Raw genomic sequence first — 20,352 nt, forward strand, 5'->3', positions numbered from 1 at the left:
ATTGTTATTTACCCTGTAATTTATTCACCAGCTGAATATATTCCTGCATAGCTGCCTCTTTGGATTTTCCTTTCAGTTCTTCCCAGGCATTGTATTTTGCTTTGGCTACAAAGTCGAAAGGATTGGAAGGCGCTTCTCCGTTTACGTCACCTTCATTGCCTTGTTTGTAGAGGGAATACAGTTGGAGCAGTGTTTCGTTATCGGGTTTTGAGGGGAGGGTTTTACTGGCCGCTGCTGCGGCTTCAAATTCTTGCCGGAGATCCATGATATTTTTTATACTAATGTAGGGGAAATACTCCTAAATACCCTAAGTTCACGTGTACTGGAATCGCAAAAATTTGAATACCTTTGCGCCCTGACGTAAGGCGCTTAAACGCCTGGTTTTAAAAGCATATATGAAGAATATCCGGAATTTTTGCATCATTGCGCACATTGACCATGGTAAAAGTACATTGGCTGACAGGCTGTTAGAGCATACAAAGACTATATCCGACAGAGATATGCAGGCTCAGGTACTGGACGATATGGACCTGGAACGTGAGAAAGGTATTACGATTAAGAGTCATGCCATCCAGATGAACTATATCGTGAAAGGTCAGCAATATGTATTTAACCTGATCGATACTCCCGGCCACGTAGACTTTTCATACGAAGTATCCCGCGCCCTGGCTGCCTGTGAAGGAGCCCTGCTGCTGGTAGATGCTGCCCAGGGTATACAGGCCCAGACAATCTCTAACCTGTACCTCGCGCTGGAAAATGACCTGGAAATCATCCCGGTTATCAATAAAATAGATATGGACGGTGCTATGATCCCTGAAGTGCAGGACCAGATCATAGAACTCATAGGCTGTAAAGTGGAAGATATCCTGCTGGCATCCGGTAAAACGGGTATCGGTATCGAAGCCATCCTGGAAGCCATCATCGAACGTATCCCTGCTCCAAAAGGAGATTACGAAGCACCATTACAGGCACTGATCTTCGATAGCGTATTCAACTCCTTCCGTGGGATCATCGCTTATTACCGCATTTTTAACGGGGTTATCAAAAAAGGGGATAAGATCCGTTTTATCAATACAGGACAGGATTACTTTGCTGATGAGGTGGGAACCCTGAAAATGGGTCTCATGCCACAAAAGGAAGTGAAAGCCGGTGATGTGGGTTATATTATTACCGGTATCAAAAATGCGAAGGAAGTGAAAGTGGGTGATACCATCACCCTCGCCAACAACGCCAGTATTGATGCCATTAATGGTTTTGAAGAGGTAAAACCAATGGTATTCGCCGGTATCTACCCGGTTAATACAGAGGATTTCGAGGAACTGCGCGACTGTATGGAGAAACTCCAGCTGAACGATGCTTCCCTTACATTTGAACTGGAAACATCCCAGGCACTCGGTTTCGGGTTCCGTTGCGGATTCCTGGGCATGCTGCACATGGAAATCGTACAGGAACGCCTGGAAAGAGAGTTTAACCAGACCGTAATCACTACCGTTCCAAACGTTAGCTTCATTGCGCATACTACCCGGAAGGAGACTTTCACAGTGAACAACCCTTCTGAAATGCCGGAACCTACCAACCTGGAACGTATCGAAGAACCCTTCATCAGGGCTCAGATCATTACCAAACCTGATTATATCGGTAATATCATGACCCTCTGTTTAGGTAAAAGAGGAAATCTCCTCAATCAGAGCTATCTCACACCTTCCCGTGTAGAGCTGATCTTTGAAATACCATTAACTGAGATAGTATTTGATTTCTATGATAAACTGAAAAGCCAGACCCGTGGTTATGCATCGTTCGACTATGCGCCTATCGGTTACCGCGACAGTGACATCGTAAAAATGGATATACTCCTGAATCAGGAGAAAGTGGATGCTTTGAGTGCGTTGATTCACCGCGGTCGTGCGGCTGAATTTGGCCGTAAGCTCTGCGAAAAACTGAAAGAACTATTACCCCGCCAGCAGTTCCTGATTGCCATACAGGCAGCGGTAGGTGCTAAGATCCTTGCCCGTGAAAACATCAGCGCAATGCGTAAAGATGTGACGGCCAAGTGTTATGGTGGTGATATCTCCCGTAAACGTAAATTGCTGGAAAAACAGAAAGAAGGTAAAAAACGTATGCGTCAGATAGGTAATGTGGAAGTACCACAGGAAGCGTTCCTGGCAGTACTGAAACTGGATGATTAATGTCTTACATCAAATTTGGATAAAGTAAAAGGGAGCGCTTGTAATAAGCGCTCCCTTTTTAGTATTAGAGAGATAGGGTTGAATATTAGGGGAAGTTGAATTGAAAACACATCCTGAACCCATATTCCAAAGCTAAATCAGAGAACTAAACGGTCAGATCCAGTGTATTTATCAACAACATCCGGGAATCTACTGTCACAACTTAATACAAAAAAGCCGGCTTAAAGTATTACTTTAAGCTGGCCCCTTATTAATTATCTATCAATGACTTATGCTAAGCCAGTTGTTTATTTGACTGAAGAGTAGTTTGTTTGATCAAAGCCCATGCTCCAAACAAAACGCCTGTGAAAAATACATTGCCTAAAACCGTGTTCAGGGCAAAACTTCCAAACAGGTCATTTCTGTAGAAAGGAATAGCTGCTGCATAACAGGCGACTAATCCCTGCACTGTATGAGGGTACAGTGTAGACAATATCCATACTCCCAGGTTGGAAATGAGGAAGAACAATACTCCAGTACCAATAGCTGCCAGGAATACATTCACCGTATTCGCCTTTTTGATATGGGTACCAATAAAAGTGATCAGCAGGAACGCGCCATATACAAAGAACATCTGGCCACCATAAAATCCTTGAATATTGGTGAACAGCTGAAAGAATACGTCTGTAATAAACAGCGTCAGTAAAGGCAGTAAATAAGCAAGACGTTTGTTTTTGATAACGATCCCGCCAAATAATGCACTGGCCCCTATAGCGTTAAAGTTCCACAATTCCAGTTTGTTAGTAGCAAGCCGGCAGATAATTGCCAGGAATATTAACGAGGCGATAACCAGGTTTTCCTGTATGGAATCTTTCTTCATGGTGTTGATTATTTGAACAAATATACTTATTTCACAGGTACACTCGCCTTATAAATAATGGTACCTGCCTGACTCTGAATCTTATACCCGGCATTATAATAAGTAACAACTGATTGTCCTTTCTTCAGGTCAATCGCTTCACCATCATCTCCGGTAATCACCGCATCGCCTTCCAGTACCAGCATAATCTCAGTGGCTTCACTGGTATGCTCATATTGCTGTCCTGGATTAAGCGTAATCTTACTTACCACAAAATCAGGAGCAGGAGAGTTGTAGATGATTTCCAGTCCGCCTTTCACCGTATCGCCCTGAAGGATCGCAGGATGTACCGCTTCGAAACGCGTGTGTTTCAGCAACTCAGGAACATCAATATGCTTAGGTGTTAAACCTCCACGTAATACGTTATCAGAATTAGCCATCAACTCCACATTCTGACCTTCCAGATAAGCATGAGGAATACCTGCATCCTGGAAAACAGCATCCCCCGGATGTACTTCCATAATATTGAAGAAGTAGATAGAGAAGATACCTCTGTCCAGATTGTCCAGTCCCTTTGGATCATTGGCAATTGCCCTGCCTGTCCAGAATGCCGGATCTGATTTCGCTAACTTACCCGCCTGATAGGCTGGCAGTACCCTTTCTGCTAATGGACGTAACAGCTTGTTTACTTCATCCTGTGGCATTTCCATCACCACTTTGTACAAGCCGTAATAACCCTCTTTTTCAAACACAGGTAACAGGAAAGAAAACTCGGATATAGTCTGTAAAACCTGCTTCAGTTTATCTTCCGGTAAAAAACCATGCAACAGCCAGAACTCGCTGAGCGCCACCATGATCTCCGGTTTATGATTATCATCTTTATAATTACGGTTAGCCGCATTGAGCGCGATACCTGCTGCATTTTCACGGGCAAAGCCCTTCTCAGCTTCCACCTTGGTAGGATGCACCTGTATGGATAACATATCCTTTACATCCAGGATCTTCAGCAGGTAAGGCAGTTCGCCGAAACGTTCCCATACTTTAGCGCCCAGTACTTTCTCCGGATTTGCTCTCACCTGTTTATCAAGCGTGGTCGTATCACCGTTAGCACGTACAACGGAGGGAGCGCTCTGGTGTGCGCCCATCCAGTATTCAGCGCTTGGCTCTTTAGTCTCAGGAATTCCCAGCAGGGCGGGAATGTAATGAAAGCCACCCCAGGCATAATGTTGAACCTTACCTTCCAGTCTGAATAATTTCTTCTCACTCATATAATATTGTTTGTAATTTCGATGATTGTTAACCACAGCGGCTCAAAATTAGTCAAATTTAAATGGCATCCCACCTCGATTTAGGCAAAAAAGGAGAGCTCCTGGCACAGGATTATCTTCTTCAGCAGCATTACCATTTATTAGACATCAACTGGCGGCATGGCCGCCGGGAGATCGATATTATAGCCAGTCAGCCTGGCTGCCTGGTATTCATAGAAGTCAAGACCCTGTCAAATAACCTGTACGGCTGGCCTGAACAAAAAGTGAATGCGGGTAAAAGGCGTTATTTACAGGCGGCAGCTGAAGCTTATATTGAGCGTATGCCTCAGCCACCACCCGCCATCCGTTTTGATGTAATAGCCATCACATTCCAGCCGGATGGGACCCATGAGTTGTTACATATGGAAGATGCTTTTTAGTTGATTTTACCAGATGCCTGTATAATTATGTGGCGTAATCGCCTTTAATTCTTTCTTCAACGTTGCACTGATCTTCAATCCCTCTATAAATTTATGCATCGTCTTCTGTGTGATCTGCTCTCCGCCACGTGTCAGCGCTTTCAACGCTTCGTAAGGCTGCGGGTAATTCTCCCTGCGCAACACCGTTTGGATAGCTTCTGCTACTACCGCCCAGTTATTTTCCAGGTCATCATGCAGCTTCGCTTCATTCAGGATCAGCTTATCCATCCCTTTCTGTACAGACTTCATCGCCAGCACTGTATGCCCGAATGGCACCCCCACATTCCTCAGTACGGTGGAATCGGTAAGATCGCGCTGTAAACGGGAAACAGGTAACTTAGCGCTCAGGTGCTCAAACAGGGCATTCGCCAGTCCAAGATTACCTTCTGCATTTTCAAAATCAATAGGGTTCACTTTATGCGGCATCGCAGAAGAACCTACTTCATTGGCCTTAATCTTCTGCTTGAAATAATCCATAGAGATATATTGCCAGATATCGCGGCAAAAATCCAACAGGATGGTATTGATACGTTTCAACGTATCAAACTGCGCTGCCAGGTTATCATAATGTTCTATCTGTGTGGTGAATTTCATACGCTGTAATCCCAGTGTGTTATTCACGAACTTATCACCGAAACGTTCCCAGTTCGTCTTAGGGAAAGCTACATAGTGCGCATTGAAGTTACCGGTAGCTCCGCCAAACTTCGCTGCAAATGGGATCGCCCCAAACAATTGTATCTGTCCTTCCAGTCTTTCCACGAACACCAGTATTTCCTTGCCAAGTATGGTAGGAGACGCAGGCTGGCCATGCGTACGCGCCAGCATAGGCACCTTCATCCACGATTTTCCCATCTTCTTCAATGCCAGTACCAGGTTGGAAATAGCCGGCATATACACATGCTCCACTGCTTCTTTCCAGAATAAAGGCGTAGCTGTATTATTGATATCCTGGGAAGTAAGCCCGAAATGCACCCATTCCAGTTTGTCTTCCAGTCCCAGTTTTGTAAGTTCATCTTTTACAAAGTATTCAACTGCCTTCACATCATGATTAGTGACCTTTTCCCTGTCCTTGATCTGCTGGGCATTCTCAATGGTAAACTCCTGGTAGATCCTGCGCAACGCCGCTGCCTGTGGTTTGGGAAGTGTGAACAGCTTCTGTTCAGACAATGCAATGAAGTATTCAACTTCTACCAGCACACGGTAACGGATGAGTGCAAATTCTGAAAAATAAGGGGCCAGTTCTTCCAGTTGTTTACGGTAACGCCCGTCCAGTGGGGAAATAGCAGTTAAAGATTGTAATTGCATAATGTTATTTTATCTATTAATTTCCAACCTGCGGGATGATCTCTTTCAGGGAGACTAACCACCGGTAGCTAAAATTTGCCTAATTTAGCCCGCAAAATTACTGAAATTGGAACGGAAAGTAAAAGTAGCGGCAGTAAGTTATTTGAATACCAAGCCATTATTATACGGATTCAGGGATCACCAGGTGATGAAAATGATCGATTTAAGCATGGATTACCCGGCAAAGATAGCGCAGCAACTGATTGACGGAGAGGTAGATGTAGCGCTTGTACCGGTGGCAATTATTCCAAAATTAAAAGAGTATCATATTATTTCTGATTATTGCATAGGAGCAGAGGGACCAGTAGCATCTGTTTGCCTTTTCAGCGAAGTACCCCTGCATGATATCAAACGTATCTACCTCGATTATCAAAGCCGCTCTTCAGTGGCATTACTAAAGGTGCTGGTCCGCGACCACTGGAAGTTACAGGTGGAACTGGTAGAAACAACCGGCGGTTATGAAGACAGGATCAAAGGCACCGACGCCGGATTGGTTATCGGCGACCGCGCACTGGCCCAACGCCACATCTCCCCATACATCTATGACCTTGCAGAACACTGGATGCGCTTTACCAGCCTTCCCTTTGTCTTCGCTGCCTGGATCAGCAACAAGGCCCTGCCTGTTGAATTCATTCAGCAGTTCAGTAATGCGAACGCTATAGGTATCAACAATATACCCGCTGTGGTAGCAGAAAACCCTTACGATGTGTACGACCTTAGTACTTACTATACTCAAAACATCAGTTTCCCGCTTACCCCCGCCAAAAGACAGGGTATGCAGAAGTTCCTGAGTTTTTTACGATAGAAGAAAAAGAACTGAAAAAGCTGAATGTATACTCTGATATACATTCAGCTTTTTTATTTATATTAGACGTCCTTTCTGTTCACTCAAATACCTGACAAATGAAAATTGGCATCCTCGGCAGTGGTCCGGTAGGACTTACGTTAGGTGAAGGTCTTGTAATGGCAGGTCATGAAGTTGTGCTGGGAACCCGCAATCCCTCTAAAGATTCATTACAGCAGTGGGTAAAGAAATTGGGGCCAAAGGTAACGATCACCACTTTCCGTGAAGCTGCTGCCCAGGGAGAACTACTTGTCATCTGCACCAGTTGGGCAGGTACCCAAAAAGCAATTGAAGCTGCCGGTTTATGGAATTTCAAGAATAAAGTCATTGTAGATGTTACCAATCCCCTCGATGGTAAAGGCCCTGATCAACAGGGGCGATTGTCATTTTCGATAGGGCATACTAATTCTGCCGGCGAACAGCTACAGGCCTGGTTACCTCCTGATGCCTATGTCGTAAAGGCGCTCAGTTGCATTGGTCATGAATCCATGTTCCGTCCAAAGGAAGAACAGAACGCACCTACGATGTTCATCTGTGGAAACAAACGCGCTGCTAAAACAACCGTTACCACACTACTGGCCGAGATGGGCTGGCATGATGTAGTAGACATGGGCAGCATTGAAATGAGCCGGAACATTGAACCGCTTAGTATCCTCTGGTATGCCTACGGCTTCAGAACAGGCACCTGGACGCACGCCTTTAAGCTCGTCTTAAAGTGACGACTATCTCTCTTTTATATTGATATAAAAATTAGGATCTACCTTAAACTGCTTTTTATCAGTCATTGTGAAAGTCGTTGTCTGCCATTTCTTTCCGGGATAAATGAACCGGTAACCATCATCACTCAGCGTCACCTTCACCGGCATATTAAAGTCAATGACATCCGTCACCCAGCGGAACTGTAACTGCGTTCCGTTAAAGTGATATTCCAGTGTAGGGATAGTCGTATGCAACAGGTATTGCTCAAATACCTTGTCGAAGTTCATACCCGTCATCTGGTTAAAGTAATCCGTTATCTGCCTGGCAGTCACCGTCTGATGGTAGAATGTCTGGTTCATTCCCCGTAAAATATCCCGGAAAACATTGTCATTGTTGACGATCTGCCGGATGGTATGTATCATGTTAGACCCCTTATAATACATATCCCCGCTGCCTTCCCTGTTCACATCATAAGGTCCTACGATCGGGATATCATTCTTGATATTCTTACGGATCCCCGTTACGTATTCAAAAGCTGCTTTAGGGCCATACTCACATTCCGTAAACAGTGTTTCCGAATAGTTGGTAAAGCTCTCATGGATCCACATATCGGCGATGTCTTTACTGGTAATGTTGTTCCCGAACCACTCATGACCGCTTTCATGTATGATGATGAAATCCCATTTTAATCCCCAGCCACTGGCCGAAAGGTCTCTTCCGGAATACCCCATCTGGAACTTATTGCCGTATGCAACTGCGCTCTGATGCTCCATACCCAGGTAAGGCGCTTCCACGAGTTTATAACTATCCTGGTAAAAAGGGTACTTCCCGAACCAGTACTCAAAACAGCGAAGCATCGGTTTTACCACAGCAAAGTGTTTGATGGCCGTATCCTTGTTATAATCTATTACCCAATAAGAAAGATCGAGATTACCGCCTTCTCCCTGGTAAGAATCTTTGATCTCTACATAACTGCCTACATTCAGCGCCACGTCATAATTATTGATCGGGTTACTCACGTACCAGACGAAAGTGGTAGTATAGTCTTTATTATCAAATTGCTTCTTTAACCGGCCATTAGACACTGCCGTCATTAAAGGCGGTACCGTGATGGAGATGGTCATATCATCCGGTTCATCACTCTGATGGTCTTTATTAGGCCACCAGGCACTGGCGCCTAAACCCTGACAGGCAGTCGAGATCCATGGCCTGTTCTGTTCGTCCTTTCTCCACATAAAACCACCGTCCCAGGGAGGGTTCACCGCAATTTTAGGTTTGCCCCGGTAGTAAATACCAATCTTTTTAGAAGTAGCTTTCAGTTGTTTGGCCAGGGTACGTACAAAGATGGCGCTGCCTTCCCGTTCGTAAGCCAGCTTTTGACCGTCCTGGGTGATACTGTCAACTTCCATGGGCGGCTGCAGATCAATCTGCATGATGCTGTCGGTTTTTAATATCTTGTAGGTAATTATGTTGTAACCGGTAATGGTACTGTCCCCGGTAAATACATTTACATGCAGGTCGTAATTCTGTACGTCCCACCAGGCACGTGCCGGTGTGATACTGCCTCTTAACGTATCCGCATGGGTGAATGTTTCCTGCTGGGCATTAGCTGTCAGCGCTATCATCAAAACCATAAAAAGCATAGGAATGCCACGCATAAAAAATGGTATTTTATAACGGAAAGATAATTAATTTTCATTTGAATGCTAAACGGTTAATAATAAATGCACAACATAATGCTAAATATTAGATTTAAGCCGTACTTCACATTTTACATGAAGCTAAACAGAATATGCAGGTAAGAACACTCATTATCATATTAATTAGCACTTTAGTTGCCTGCAAACACACGCAACATACTGATAAACAAGTGTTCAGGTACAATGTAACGGAAGGGATCGCTACTATGGACCCTGCTTTTGCTAAAAGTCAATCCGTTATATGGGCAGTAAAGCAAGTATATAACACCCTCGTAGAGCCTGATAATCAGTTAAATATCCGTCCATGCCTGGCGAAGGGCTGGGAAGTGGCGGCAGACCATAAAACCTTTGTATTTCATTTAAGAACAGATGTCTATTTTCATGATAATGAATCGTTTATAGGAGGGAAGGGGCGTAAAATGAACGCTCATGACGTGGTATACAGCTTAAAACGCATCATGGACCCGGCTACTGCCTCACCCGGCGCCTGGATTTTCAATGGAAAAGTAGATATCGGTAAAGGATTTACCGCTATCAATGATTCAACTTTCCAGCTCACCCTGCTACAACCTTTTCATCCCATCCTGGGAATTCTCAGTATGCAATATTGCTCCATCATACCGCATGAAGTAGTTGAAAAGTATGGTAAAGACTTCCGTAAACATCCCTGCGGTACCGGACCTTTCCAATTCCACCAATGGGAAGAAGGACAAAGCCTCATCCTGCATAAATACCCCCGCTACTTCGAAAAGGACAGTGCTGGTAATCGCCTGCCTTATCTGGATGCGGTGAAGGTGGGTTTCCTGGATAATAAGGCTACAGAGTTCCTCTTGTTCCGCCAGGGACAGCTGGACTTCATGAATGATATAGACGCTTCCTTCAAGGATGAAGTCTTCACAAAAAGAGGATTATTGAAAAAGGAATGGGTAGGTAAAATGGTACTGGAGAAAGGGCCTTACTTAAATGTGGAGTACTTCGGCTTCCTGCTGGATAGTACGAAGGAGGTGGTAAAAGGGTCACCCACACGCCTGAAAAAGATACGACTGGCCATTAACTACGGCATAGACCGTGTAAAAATGATCACCTATCTCCGTAACGGGATCGGCATACCTGCCAATGCCGGCTTTGTCCCGGCAGGCTTACCTTCCTTCGACACCGTGAAAGTAAAAGGCTATACCTATAATCCCGCACTTTCGGCGCGTCTCTTAAAGGAAGCTGGTTATCCGGAAGGCAAAGGTTTGCCCGTAATAAAACTGTTATCCATCCCCATCTACGAAGACTTTGCCAATTACGTGGCCAACCAGTTACAGCAGCTAGGCATTAGAATACAGGTAGAAGTAATGCAAAAGGCATTGTTAATGGAGCAGACCGCTAAATCAGAAGCCCTTTGCTTCCGGGGCAGCTGGATGGGAGATTATGCAGATGCGGAGAACTACCTGGCCGTATTCTATAGTAAAAACCCGGCTCCACCCAACTATACCCGCTATGCAAATCCGGCTTTTGACCAGCTATATGAACAGTCGCTTCAGGAGAATAATGACTCCATCCGCTACAGCCTCTACCAGCAGATGGACCGCATCATAGTGGCCGATGCTCCCGTTGTACCGCTGTTTTACGACGAGGTCATCCACCTCATCCAGCCCAATGTACATGGATTGGGTAATAACGGACTCAACTCATTAGAGTTAAGAAAGGTTTACATCTCCCGCTAAATTTAACATTTTACCAACATGGCTACTGCGGCTATTTGGGGTATTATATAAACCATATCTATCCCTGATACGCAATTATCAATATGATTTACAATCATTTTTGGGCTACCTTTGCGCCTAATTATTTACATTTTATAAATTTGAAATGACTGCGATTTTAATATTCTTTTTTGTACACTGGTTCATGTCCTTGTTTTTTCACACCTTTTTCCTGCACAGGTATGGATCACACCAGATGTATACAGCAACTAAAGGTTGGGAGAGAGTGTTTTATTTTAGTACATGGTTTTTCCAGGGTACCTCTTATTTAGTGCCACGCGCTTATGCTGTAATGCACCGTATGCACCACGAGTACAGTGATACTGAAAAAGACCCGCATTCTCCGCACTTCTTCAAAGATGTGTGGCATATGATGGTGCAGACACGCGCTATGTACAACGACTTTGTTACACGTAAAAACACACCCGATCCTAAATTCACTGAAGACCCATTACCAGAATGGGACGCAATGGACAAATTTGGTGATCACTTCGCTACCCGTATCGTATGGGCAGCAATATATATCGGTTTCTATATCGTATTTGCTCCAAGCTGGATCTGGTTCCTGCTGTTGCCAATCCACTTCCTGATGGGCCCAATCCAGGGTGCAGTAGTAAACTGGTGCGGTCACAAATACGGTTATAGCAGCTTTGATAACCATGATCAGTCTAAAAACACCAGTCCCTGGGGTATCCTGTTAATGGGTGAACTGTTCCAGAACAACCACCACAAATTCAAAGACAGTCCTAACTTCGCAAAGAAATGGTTTGAGTTCGATCCAAGCTATCAGGTAATGAAGGTGTTCAACTTCATAGGTATCATTAAACTGAAAACTGCAAAAGTGAAAGTAGTGAAGATGAAGGCAGCTGCCTGATGCTTCTAAAGATAAAAAAGAAAGGCTCCGTTCATAAGAACGGAGCCTTTCTTTTTTATTATATATTTTAATCTATTGATAATCAGTAGTAAAAAAGCATTGAAATATTAGTGTATACTGATAATATGCTGAGAATCTGTGCATTAGCATATATAACCCGTATATAAGCCCTATATAACCCGTATATAACAGGTATATAAGCCGTACTTATATAGATAGGGCTTATATACCTGTTATATACCAATCTGTTTACGGTTATATAGCGTTTTATGTTGTTTTTGACGTTTATTACAGGCATGGGGCCTATTGGTTTCACCCGTATTAACCGTATACTTTTAAAATCTCCTGAAGTACCCATAAGTTGCCATCTGCAACATCGGCTTATCTCCAACAGTATCTCCGTAAGCGTAAATATCATCGTAACCGGAGAGATCAAACTGCTGCCGGATGCGGTTCACCTTTTCTTCTCCGTTACAATTCACACCATGTATCCTGCCGGTAATCTTTGCATTCCTGATCTCCAACCGGGTGCCGATACACCCGATCCCCAAACTCTCACACCAGGGCGCTACCCACTCCTGACCGGAAGCTGTCACCACACTCACCTGGTGACCTTTGGCCAGATGTTGCCTGATCGCATTCAACGCGCTGTCCCGTACGAGAGAAGGCAAACGATCGCGGCAAAACTCCGCACAGCGCTCACGAAAAACATCTTCCGGCATATTCCGGAAAAAGTATTGCAGCACTAACTGCTTGATAGCCTGGTTGGAAACCAGCTTCATCTTAAATAATATCAGCGCAGGGGAAAGGACCAGCAGCCCCATATAAAGAGACGCTTCACCTTTATGATAGCGGATGATCTCGAACAATGTATCCTTCCGCGTAATAGTACCATCAAAATCAAAAAAAGCAATAGATGGTTTCATATCAGAGCTTTAATTTTTTGAAAATACTTTCGGGTATAGATTTGATAATGAGCATGATATAACGCCAGAACCATTTGGTATACACCGTATTCTTTTTTGCCTTCGCCGCTTTGTACACAGCTGTAGCTACCTGCTGTGGCTGTGCTGTTAATAACGGAGGTAAGGTGAGATTTTCCGTCATACGGGTATATACGAAACCTGGTTGTACACTCAGCACATGCACGCCTTTGTGAAACAGGCGGTTACGCAAGCCACTGAGATAAGCGGTAAAACCTGCTTTGGCGCTTCCATATATGTAATTACTCTGTCGTCCACGCTCACCGGCTACAGAACTGATGCCGATAATAGTACCGGTACCACGGGCTGCATAATCATCAGCCACGATATTGAGTATGGAAACTGCGCCTGTATAATTAGTATTGATAATGCGGGCAGCCTCGGTCCAGTCGGATTGTGCCTTTTCCTGGTCGCCGAGGTATCCGAACACACAGACGGTGATATCCGGCTTCACCGGCAGACCCGCATAAAAAGCAGCATGACTGTTAAAGTCAGTCGCGTCAAAGCTAAAAACACTTGCCTTCACATGACAACGGATCTGAAGGTCCTGTTGCAGGGCATTCAGCGAACCTGCATTGCGGGCAGCTAATTGTATATCGTATTTTTCACCGGCAAACTGACGGGCGATAGCTATGGCCATATCGGAGCCAGCTCCTAAAATAAGAACAGTAGGCATATAAAAAGTTTAAAATCAGGCTATTTTTCGGTTAATAACAGCCTGTCAGATTGTACGGAGCGGAATACCTGATCCCCATTATACGTTTTAACAATAGCAGCGAATTTCTGTGCGTTGGGGTAACTGTTCCAGAACACTTCCTGTTTCATTCGCGCATCTTTTGAGAGATATAACCGGCCACCATATTGCAGTACAATGGCATCCAGTTCATCCAGGAACTCAAACAGACCTTTCCGCACCGGGAAATCCAGGGCAAGGGTATAACCCTCCATCGGGAATGAGATCAGGCTTTCCTGTTTACCGAATACCTTTAGTACAGCCAGAAAAGATCCCAGGCCTTTGTCACTGATCCTTTGCAGGATCTTAACCAGACCGTCTTTCTTTTCCAGTGGTAATACAAACTGGTATTGTACAAAGCCTGCTTTACCATAACCACGGTTCCAGTGCAGGATCGCGTCCAGCGGATAGAAGAATGGTTCGTACGACACTACATTGTTGATCTCACGTTTGGTGTTCTTGTTATAATATAACCAGTTGAATGCCTTAACGGTAAACGTATTAAGTATAAAGGAGGGGAGATTAAATGGAACGGTGAGCTTGCCCTTACCCGGAACTTTTAAAATGTCTTTCCGCTGGCTGTCGCTCAATTGATCTGCAGTAGCATGTTCGCCTACTATCAGGATACCCCGGCCAAAAGAATCGCCTTTCTTCAGGCAATCAATCCAGGCCATGGAGTAAGTGTACTTGTTATATTCTTCAAATAAACGGATCAGGTCTTCCAGATTACGGGCCTTGATCTGCTTTTGTTTGATATAGGCAGTTTCGATCTTCTTTAAATAAAACCTCACCCTGGTAATGATACCGGTCAATCCCATACCGCCACAGGTAGCCCAGAACAGGTCTGGTTCCACCAGCGCAGAACAGGTAATGGTATCCTTGTTACCGGTAATTACGTCCATGCTGATGATATGATTGGAAAAAGAGCCATCCACATGATGGTTTTTACCATGTACATCAGAGGCGACCGCGCCACCTACCGTAATGAATTTTGTACCGGGGGTAACAGGGAGGAACCAGCCTTCAGGAACGATAATCTCCAGGATCTGGTCTAAAGTAATACCGGACTGGCACTCAAAAATACCATTAACGGTATCAAAAGCCAGCACCTTATCGTACTTGAGGGTAGATACGCTGAAAGTTGCCAGTGAAGCATCTCCATAGCAGCGGCCATTGCCACGCGCTATTATTGAATTGTGGGAGGATATAAAATCCTGTATCTGTTCATCCTGCGAAAATGTTGATTCATCGCAGGAGAGAGCTGGGTAGTTGCCCCAGTTTGCCAACCGTTTTTCCATTACTCAAAAAAACTTTTGTTAGTGGGTAAATAAATAAGTACATAAAAGCTAAGCACCCACAGGAGTATGGTTAATTGAATAAAACGATCTTTATATAGGATTTTGGTAGGAGAACCTGTATTGTTCTCTACGTATGTTATTTGCAAATATCGTAATAATCCGCCAATTACAAAAAGGCAGGTATAGTAAAGGCGATAGGTATGGAAACGCTCCATGGTCTCAGGGGCCATGGTATACATGAGGTAGGCTACAATGATCACAGCAGATACCAGGGCCAGCATCACATTCATGAAATCCATATTATACCCCTTGGACGCTTTCCGCATATCTTTTCCCAACTGGGTCTTGATCAGCACATCATCCCGGCGTTTGGCAATCGCCATAAACAACGCCAGCAGAAAGACCATGATCATCAGCCATTCAGACACGGCAACATTCGCAGCCACACCACCTGCTTTGATCCTCAGCACAAAACCAGTTGATAAAATAAGTATATCCAGGATGGAAATATTCTTCAGTCCAAAAGTATATAACACATTGATGATGAAATAAATACCTACAACGAATGCGAATTTTGGTTTCACATACCAGGCCAGCGCTCCACCTATCACCAGGCATAACACAAAGACCACCAAAGCCGCAGGTTTTGATACCGCCCCTGATGCCAGCGGACGTTTACATTTAACAGGATGGTTTCGGTCGGCCTCTATATCCTTGTAATCATTTATAATGTAGATGCTGCTTGCAACCAGACTAAATGCGAAAAACCCGATCAGTATCCCGACTATTTTTGACAGATCGAAGATTTCTCCGGCAAAGAACAGCGGTATATACAGGAAAAGGTTCTTTACCCAATGGGAAGGTCTAAGTAATTTAAAATATTGCACGGGGATTAATCTTTATATCTTGGCGCCAAGATACGATGGATTATGGAACAAATGGCAACTAAAAACATCAAACTTCCGTTAATTCTACTATTTTTGAGCCCATTCTGATAAATTATTCATCAATATTCCCCCCTTTGGTTATGTCGTCAGTTTATACTCCATTCAGTAAAAAAAGCGCTTTCATCACTGAACTGATCATCATTATAGGATTGGCGCTTGTTCCCCTTTTTGTTACATTCCCTTATCGCGTAAACATTTTTCTATCCTGGGAAGGTGCTTACCGGCTTTCTCAGGGACAGGTTCCCTACAAGGATTTCGGATTACCATTAGGATATGGCTTTTGGTTAATGCCGGCCTTATTCTTCAAACTCTTTGGCGCACAGCTCATTTCACTGGTAAAAGCCCAGGTGCTGATGAACATTCTGGCCGGATTAGCTTTCCGGTCTATTCTTAAAAGCCTGGATGTTAAGCCCGTATTGCGTATCGTTTCAGTATTACTCTTCGTATTATCTTACTCCTTCTTCAACTTCTGGCCCTGGTACAACCAAACGGTGATCGTGTATGAACTTATCGGACTGGCATTCCTGTTCCGTTTCCTTACAGGTCCCAAAGGCCGTATACAGTTCCTCTTTTTATTCCTCTCCGCATTTTTCACCTTCCTGTCTTTCTTTACGAAACAGGACGGGGGTGGACTCGCACTCCTGCTGTCTCTTGCTTTACTGGCCTGTAACAGCCTCCAGGAAAAGAGATGGTGGGACATCCCTATGTTCCTGGCTTTCTACGGATTAGTGGCGGCTACCATTATTCTGCCTTTAGTCCCTTATGGTTTCGGCTACTGGTTCAACCACGGACAGCCGCCACATAATTCCCGTTTGTCTTTATACGATATTATATCCGAAATACTGGCCCAGTCCCAGTGGATCAAATTATATGTATTGCTGGTGGTATTATGCCTCATTCCGGCGTTCCGTGAATGGAAATCTTTCTGGAGTAATAAGAAAGAAGTGTTATTTGCACTGCTTACCCTGGGCATCCTGGCAGAAGCGTCCATTTTCCAGGTAACGAGTTATACGCCTCCTGATAATAACATCTTCTTTCATGCCTTTGCCTTTGCATTCATCGCTTCCCGTTTACAGGAACAATTGAAAATCAACCTTTCTTCCTGGAAACCCTTTGCTATAATGACGCTGTTGGTGATGTTCTGGTGGTCAGGCACTTTCTGGAAATACCTGGATAAAGTAGTGTCCCGCGTATTACCTCCAAAAGTCCAGGTAAAGGAAAATGCGGATGCTGATACCACATATGCAAAGTATAATCCCCAGGTAAGCAAAACAGGTGAAAACGTGGTTTCCCGGAATAACTATATGAATGAAGGAGATCCGAATGACGTGCCTGTTTCCGAATGGATCTTCTCAAACCTGGAGCCTTTTAAGAAAATCTATATGCCGGCATCTACGGTACATGGTATGGAAAGGATAATGGCCTTACCTATTGTAAAGGAAAAGAAGGATAGTCTTAAGATGCTGAATATGACCGAATTAACACCATTGGCTAAAGCCATGCCTTACCAGCTGGAAACAGGCTCAGATATCCCTTTATGGTATCATCTGGGTGTGGGAATGTTCAACCAGCAGTTACATACTTATGCGCAAAAGATCAGGGCACATCATTACGATATCGTATTATACGAATATGCTCCCGCCAATAATAACTTTTACCCTTTTGCGATTCAGCAGGAGCTGAGGGATAATTATCACAGGATAGATACCTTCCTGGCTCCCCGTCGTCCAACCAATGCTACTATTGAAGTCTATGTGCGATAAGCACCTGAACAGGTTCAAAACAGGTCTGTCTTACGTTTATCTTACGTTGAAAAACGTAGGATAAGCGTAAGACAGACCTGTTTTAATGCTTATCAGAAGCTCTTCATATCCTGATCATCTGCTTCCTGTGAATAACTTATTTACTAAATTAATTAGTAATACTAAAATAATTAGTATTTTCGCAGTGCAACGTTAATACGCTTTATTGAAAAACCAACCCCTTATTTAACAGCAACCTGATAATAAACTTCAATATCCATTAATTCGCACAAAAGATTGTCTATTAATTTATTAGATTAATTTAATACCTGTAACAATGACTACGTGGCTGTACGATGGCACCTTTGACGGTTTCCTATCTTGTGTATTTGATATGTACTGGCAGCGGAGAATGGATATCCGTATCCGCAAGGAACAGGAACATATCCGTGGCGCTTATGAAGATGTGATTTTTATGCCTACCATTATCGCAAATGCAGAGCGTGTATGGGCCGGTTTAAATAAAAAAGTATCCCCGGATAACCTGCAGCAGTTCTTCTGCTGTTACCTCTCAGAGCTGCCTGCTGAAGAAGATAACATGGTAGGGTATATCCGTTATGTACTTGGTAATAAAGATGTTGTACTATCAGATGAAAGTAACTTACATAGCACGCATATGGCCCAGCTATCTAAAAAGGTATACCGGGAAAAACACCGTATGGAAAGCCTTGTGAGCTTTCAGCTGACCAAAGACAACATCTATTATGACATTATCTCTCCGGATTATAATGTATTACCCCTGATCGCAAGGCATTTTAAAGAACATTACACCGACCAGTACTGGCTGATTTATGATAAGCGCCGCCGCTTTGGCATCTATTATAACTTACAAAATGTAGAAACGGTGAGATTACAGTTCAATGAGAACTTCGATGCCCGTTATCATCATTCAGGTAACATATGGGGTCCGGAAGAAGTGTTTTATCAGCAGATATGGAAAGCATGTGACCGGGACCTGCCCGTTGGTAACAGTAACAACCAGCGCTTGCAGATGCAGCATATGCCCAGAAGATACTGGAAATACCTGGCAGAAGGATCAATCAAATAAACTCAGTTGCGGGTCTGGGGGTTTGGATTTTCCCATCACCGTCCTGCCGCCATGCCGCCAGGAATCATTCCTTTCCCTGGCTATCACCTGGTCAAAATTCTCATTCGGAATAAAGTCCTTTTCCAGTTGCTGTGACAAAACAGATAATTTCCGGATAGCGTCCTGTTTATCAGTCTGGCCAATCTTCGCCTTGTTCACCGCATCCCGCAATGTATTAATCGTTTCATCATAGACATTCACGGGGACCGGGAAAGGATGCCCGTCCTTCCCGCCATGTGCAAAGGAAAACCTTGCAGGATCTGTAAACCGGGAAGGCGTACCATGAATCACCTCACTCACCAGCGTCAACGACTGTAAAGTGCGGGGGCCCAGCCCCTCTAACAACAACAAAGACTCAAAATCAAGCAGTTCTCTCTCATGCGCCAGCGCCAGCACACTCCCCAGTCTCTTCAGGTCCACATCTTTCGCCCGTACATCATGATGTGAGGGCATCACGATACTCCGTATTTCAGGCAGCAGTTTCCGGGGATCCTCCTTCACCAGTTGCAGTAATCCCGCTTTGGTAGACATTGCATCCTTATCCGTCAGGTTAAGGATCAGCCCCTGGTTCTGTCCATATATAAACGTATGTGGCGCCTCCGTAAAGTGCTGAAAAGCAGCAGAATGCCAGTGATACCGCCTGGCCATACCGCTGGCATCATTCATTCCCTGTTGTACCACGGACCAGTCGCCTTCATCAGAAACAATAAAGGAGTGGAGATACAACTGAAAACCATCCTGTACCGCCGTATTATCTACTTTAGCCGCCAGTTTGCTGCTACGCACCAGCATCTGCGCATTCAACCCCGTTTTTTCAGCCACCACCAGCAGTTCTTCCGGCGTTTGTTTGGAATGTTTCCCTTTGCCACCACAAATGTAAATCCCGAACTCCTTCGCATGCGGGTTCACGGCTTTCTTCAATGCACCCATTACACTCGTTGTAATCCCGGAAGAGTGCCAGTCCATTCCCATCACACAACCCAGCGCCTGGAACCAGCAGGGATCACTCAGGCGGCGCAATACCTCCGCCTTACCATAATCCGCGAGAATGGTTTCCACAATGGCGCCACCCAACAGGCTCATTCGTTTTGCCAGCCAGAGGGGAACATGACCATAATGAAGGGGGAGATCTGCGTAAGCACGTGACATAGGTTACAAAAATACGCATTGGCACAATTCTTTCCATCATTGGGGGGAATCATTGAATTTATTGTTTAACCTGATAATAAGAACTCATGAAAATGCAAACCAAGGATCTCGGCAGCAAATCAATAACAATACGTCTCGCTTTATATAAAGTAGGTATCACGGCCTGTCTGGCAATCATTATCAGCATATTCCTTTTCGCCTGTGGCAGCGCGAATAACAGCGCAGGTAATTCCGATACGACTGCTTCCATGCAAAGTGATACATCATCCATTGCGCCGGTAGATACTGCGACTATGCATTCGGACACAACAGGCATGAAACCGGATTCCACGCCTATTCATTAATTGTGCGCTAACTTCTACTAATTGTGGAATTTAATGTCATCAATTTG

At 44.4% G+C, this 20,352-nt stretch carries 19 protein-coding genes; 9 read left to right on the top strand and 10 right to left on the bottom strand.

Annotated elements, in window-relative coordinates:
* Nucleotides 1-4: 4 nt before the first annotated feature.
* The gene (locus GO495_RS27940) at nucleotides 5-265 is read right to left on the bottom strand and encodes an acyl-CoA-binding protein (protein WP_157303247.1); all 261 of its coding nucleotides are present in this window, start codon (nucleotides 263-265) and stop codon (nucleotides 5-7) included.
* Between the two features lie 130 nt (nucleotides 266-395).
* Between GO495_RS27940 and lepA the strand changes: the two genes are divergently transcribed.
* On the top strand, nucleotides 396-2,186 hold the full coding sequence (lepA, locus tag GO495_RS27945) for a translation elongation factor 4 (RefSeq protein ID WP_157303248.1): 1,791 nt from the start codon (nucleotides 396-398) through the stop codon (nucleotides 2,184-2,186).
* A gap of 274 nt (nucleotides 2,187-2,460) precedes the next feature.
* On the opposite strand, the gene GO495_RS27950 is transcribed toward lepA, so the two are convergent.
* A complete protein-coding gene (locus GO495_RS27950) occupies nucleotides 2,461-3,045 on the bottom strand; it encodes a DUF6580 family putative transport protein (RefSeq protein ID WP_157303249.1) in 585 nt (194 codons plus the stop codon).
* A 26-nt stretch (nucleotides 3,046-3,071) separates the two neighbouring features.
* Complete coding sequence (gene manA, locus GO495_RS27955) at nucleotides 3,072-4,292, bottom strand: mannose-6-phosphate isomerase, class I (protein ID WP_157303250.1); 1,221 nt, start codon at nucleotides 4,290-4,292, stop codon at nucleotides 3,072-3,074.
* 62 nt (nucleotides 4,293-4,354) lie between these two features.
* On the opposite strand from manA, the gene GO495_RS27960 reads away from it, so the two are divergent.
* Nucleotides 4,355-4,711: a YraN family protein gene (locus GO495_RS27960; protein ID WP_157303251.1), complete on the top strand. Its 357-nt coding sequence runs from the start codon at nucleotides 4,355-4,357 to the stop codon at nucleotides 4,709-4,711.
* Between the two features lie 6 nt (nucleotides 4,712-4,717).
* Here GO495_RS27960 and purB read toward each other — a convergent pair whose 3' ends face one another.
* Complete coding sequence (gene purB / locus GO495_RS27965; RefSeq protein WP_157303252.1) at nucleotides 4,718-6,055, bottom strand: adenylosuccinate lyase; 1,338 nt, start codon at nucleotides 6,053-6,055, stop codon at nucleotides 4,718-4,720.
* Nucleotides 6,056-6,161: 106 nt separating this feature from the next.
* On the opposite strand from purB, the gene GO495_RS27970 reads away from it, so the two are divergent.
* On the top strand, nucleotides 6,162-6,899 hold the full coding sequence (locus GO495_RS27970) for a menaquinone biosynthetic enzyme MqnA/MqnD family protein (RefSeq protein WP_157303253.1): 738 nt from the start codon (nucleotides 6,162-6,164) through the stop codon (nucleotides 6,897-6,899).
* 98 nt (nucleotides 6,900-6,997) lie between these two features.
* Nucleotides 6,998-7,657 (top strand): NADPH-dependent F420 reductase, encoded by a 660-nt coding sequence (locus GO495_RS27975; RefSeq protein WP_157303254.1) that lies wholly within the window; start codon nucleotides 6,998-7,000, stop codon nucleotides 7,655-7,657.
* A 3-nt stretch (nucleotides 7,658-7,660) separates the two neighbouring features.
* Here the strand turns inward: GO495_RS27975 and GO495_RS27980 are convergent, their stop codons facing one another.
* Nucleotides 7,661-9,295, bottom strand: a complete 1,635-nt coding sequence (locus GO495_RS27980; RefSeq protein ID WP_157303255.1) for a M1 family metallopeptidase — start codon at nucleotides 9,293-9,295, stop codon at nucleotides 7,661-7,663.
* Between the two features lie 134 nt (nucleotides 9,296-9,429).
* Between GO495_RS27980 and GO495_RS27985 the strand changes: the two genes are divergently transcribed.
* Together GO495_RS27985 and GO495_RS27990 are read left to right on the top strand one after the other, a co-directional pair.
* A complete protein-coding gene (locus GO495_RS27985) occupies nucleotides 9,430-11,049 on the top strand; it encodes an ABC transporter substrate-binding protein (protein ID WP_157303256.1) in 1,620 nt (539 codons plus the stop codon).
* Nucleotides 11,050-11,194: 145 nt separating this feature from the next.
* Entirely contained in the window at nucleotides 11,195-11,962 is a 768-nt protein-coding gene (locus GO495_RS27990) for an acyl-CoA desaturase (protein ID WP_157303257.1), read from the top strand.
* Nucleotides 11,963-12,297: 335 nt separating this feature from the next.
* On the opposite strand, the gene GO495_RS27995 is transcribed toward GO495_RS27990, so the two are convergent.
* The 4 genes from GO495_RS27995 to GO495_RS28010 are packed head-to-tail and all read right to left on the bottom strand — an operon-like array spanning nucleotide 12,298 to nucleotide 15,863.
* Nucleotides 12,298-12,888, bottom strand: coding sequence for an HAD family hydrolase (locus tag GO495_RS27995; protein ID WP_157303258.1), 591 nt, complete (start codon nucleotides 12,886-12,888; stop codon nucleotides 12,298-12,300).
* Nucleotide 12,889: 1 nt separating this feature from the next.
* Nucleotides 12,890-13,621: an SDR family oxidoreductase gene (locus GO495_RS28000; RefSeq protein WP_157303259.1), complete on the bottom strand. Its 732-nt coding sequence runs from the start codon at nucleotides 13,619-13,621 to the stop codon at nucleotides 12,890-12,892.
* A 20-nt stretch (nucleotides 13,622-13,641) separates the two neighbouring features.
* Complete coding sequence (locus GO495_RS28005; protein WP_157303260.1) at nucleotides 13,642-14,976, bottom strand: FAD-binding oxidoreductase; 1,335 nt, start codon at nucleotides 14,974-14,976, stop codon at nucleotides 13,642-13,644.
* Nucleotides 14,976-15,863 (bottom strand): decaprenyl-phosphate phosphoribosyltransferase, encoded by an 888-nt coding sequence (locus GO495_RS28010; RefSeq protein WP_338075479.1) that lies wholly within the window; start codon nucleotides 15,861-15,863, stop codon nucleotides 14,976-14,978. The genes GO495_RS28005 and GO495_RS28010 overlap by 1 nt, the downstream gene beginning before the upstream one ends.
* A 140-nt stretch (nucleotides 15,864-16,003) precedes the next feature.
* On the opposite strand from GO495_RS28010, the gene GO495_RS28015 reads away from it, so the two are divergent.
* A complete protein-coding gene (locus GO495_RS28015; protein ID WP_157303261.1) occupies nucleotides 16,004-17,686 on the top strand; it encodes a hypothetical protein in 1,683 nt (560 codons plus the stop codon).
* A 316-nt stretch (nucleotides 17,687-18,002) separates the two neighbouring features.
* On the top strand, nucleotides 18,003-18,773 hold the full coding sequence (locus tag GO495_RS28020) for a TIGR03915 family putative DNA repair protein (RefSeq protein WP_157303262.1): 771 nt from the start codon (nucleotides 18,003-18,005) through the stop codon (nucleotides 18,771-18,773).
* Here GO495_RS28020 and GO495_RS28025 read toward each other — a convergent pair.
* Entirely contained in the window at nucleotides 18,762-19,961 is a 1,200-nt protein-coding gene (locus tag GO495_RS28025) for a DUF763 domain-containing protein (protein ID WP_157303263.1), read from the bottom strand. The two genes, GO495_RS28020 and GO495_RS28025, sit on opposite strands and share 12 nt — an antisense overlap.
* An 86-nt stretch (nucleotides 19,962-20,047) precedes the next feature.
* Between GO495_RS28025 and GO495_RS28030 the strand changes: the two genes are divergently transcribed.
* Nucleotides 20,048-20,305: a hypothetical protein gene (locus tag GO495_RS28030; RefSeq protein ID WP_157303264.1), complete on the top strand. Its 258-nt coding sequence runs from the start codon at nucleotides 20,048-20,050 to the stop codon at nucleotides 20,303-20,305.
* Nucleotides 20,306-20,352: the final 47 nt, after the last annotated feature.

The sequence above is a fragment of the Chitinophaga oryziterrae genome, from assembly GCF_009758125.1.
GTDB lineage: Bacteria > Bacteroidota > Bacteroidia > Chitinophagales > Chitinophagaceae > Chitinophaga > Chitinophaga oryziterrae.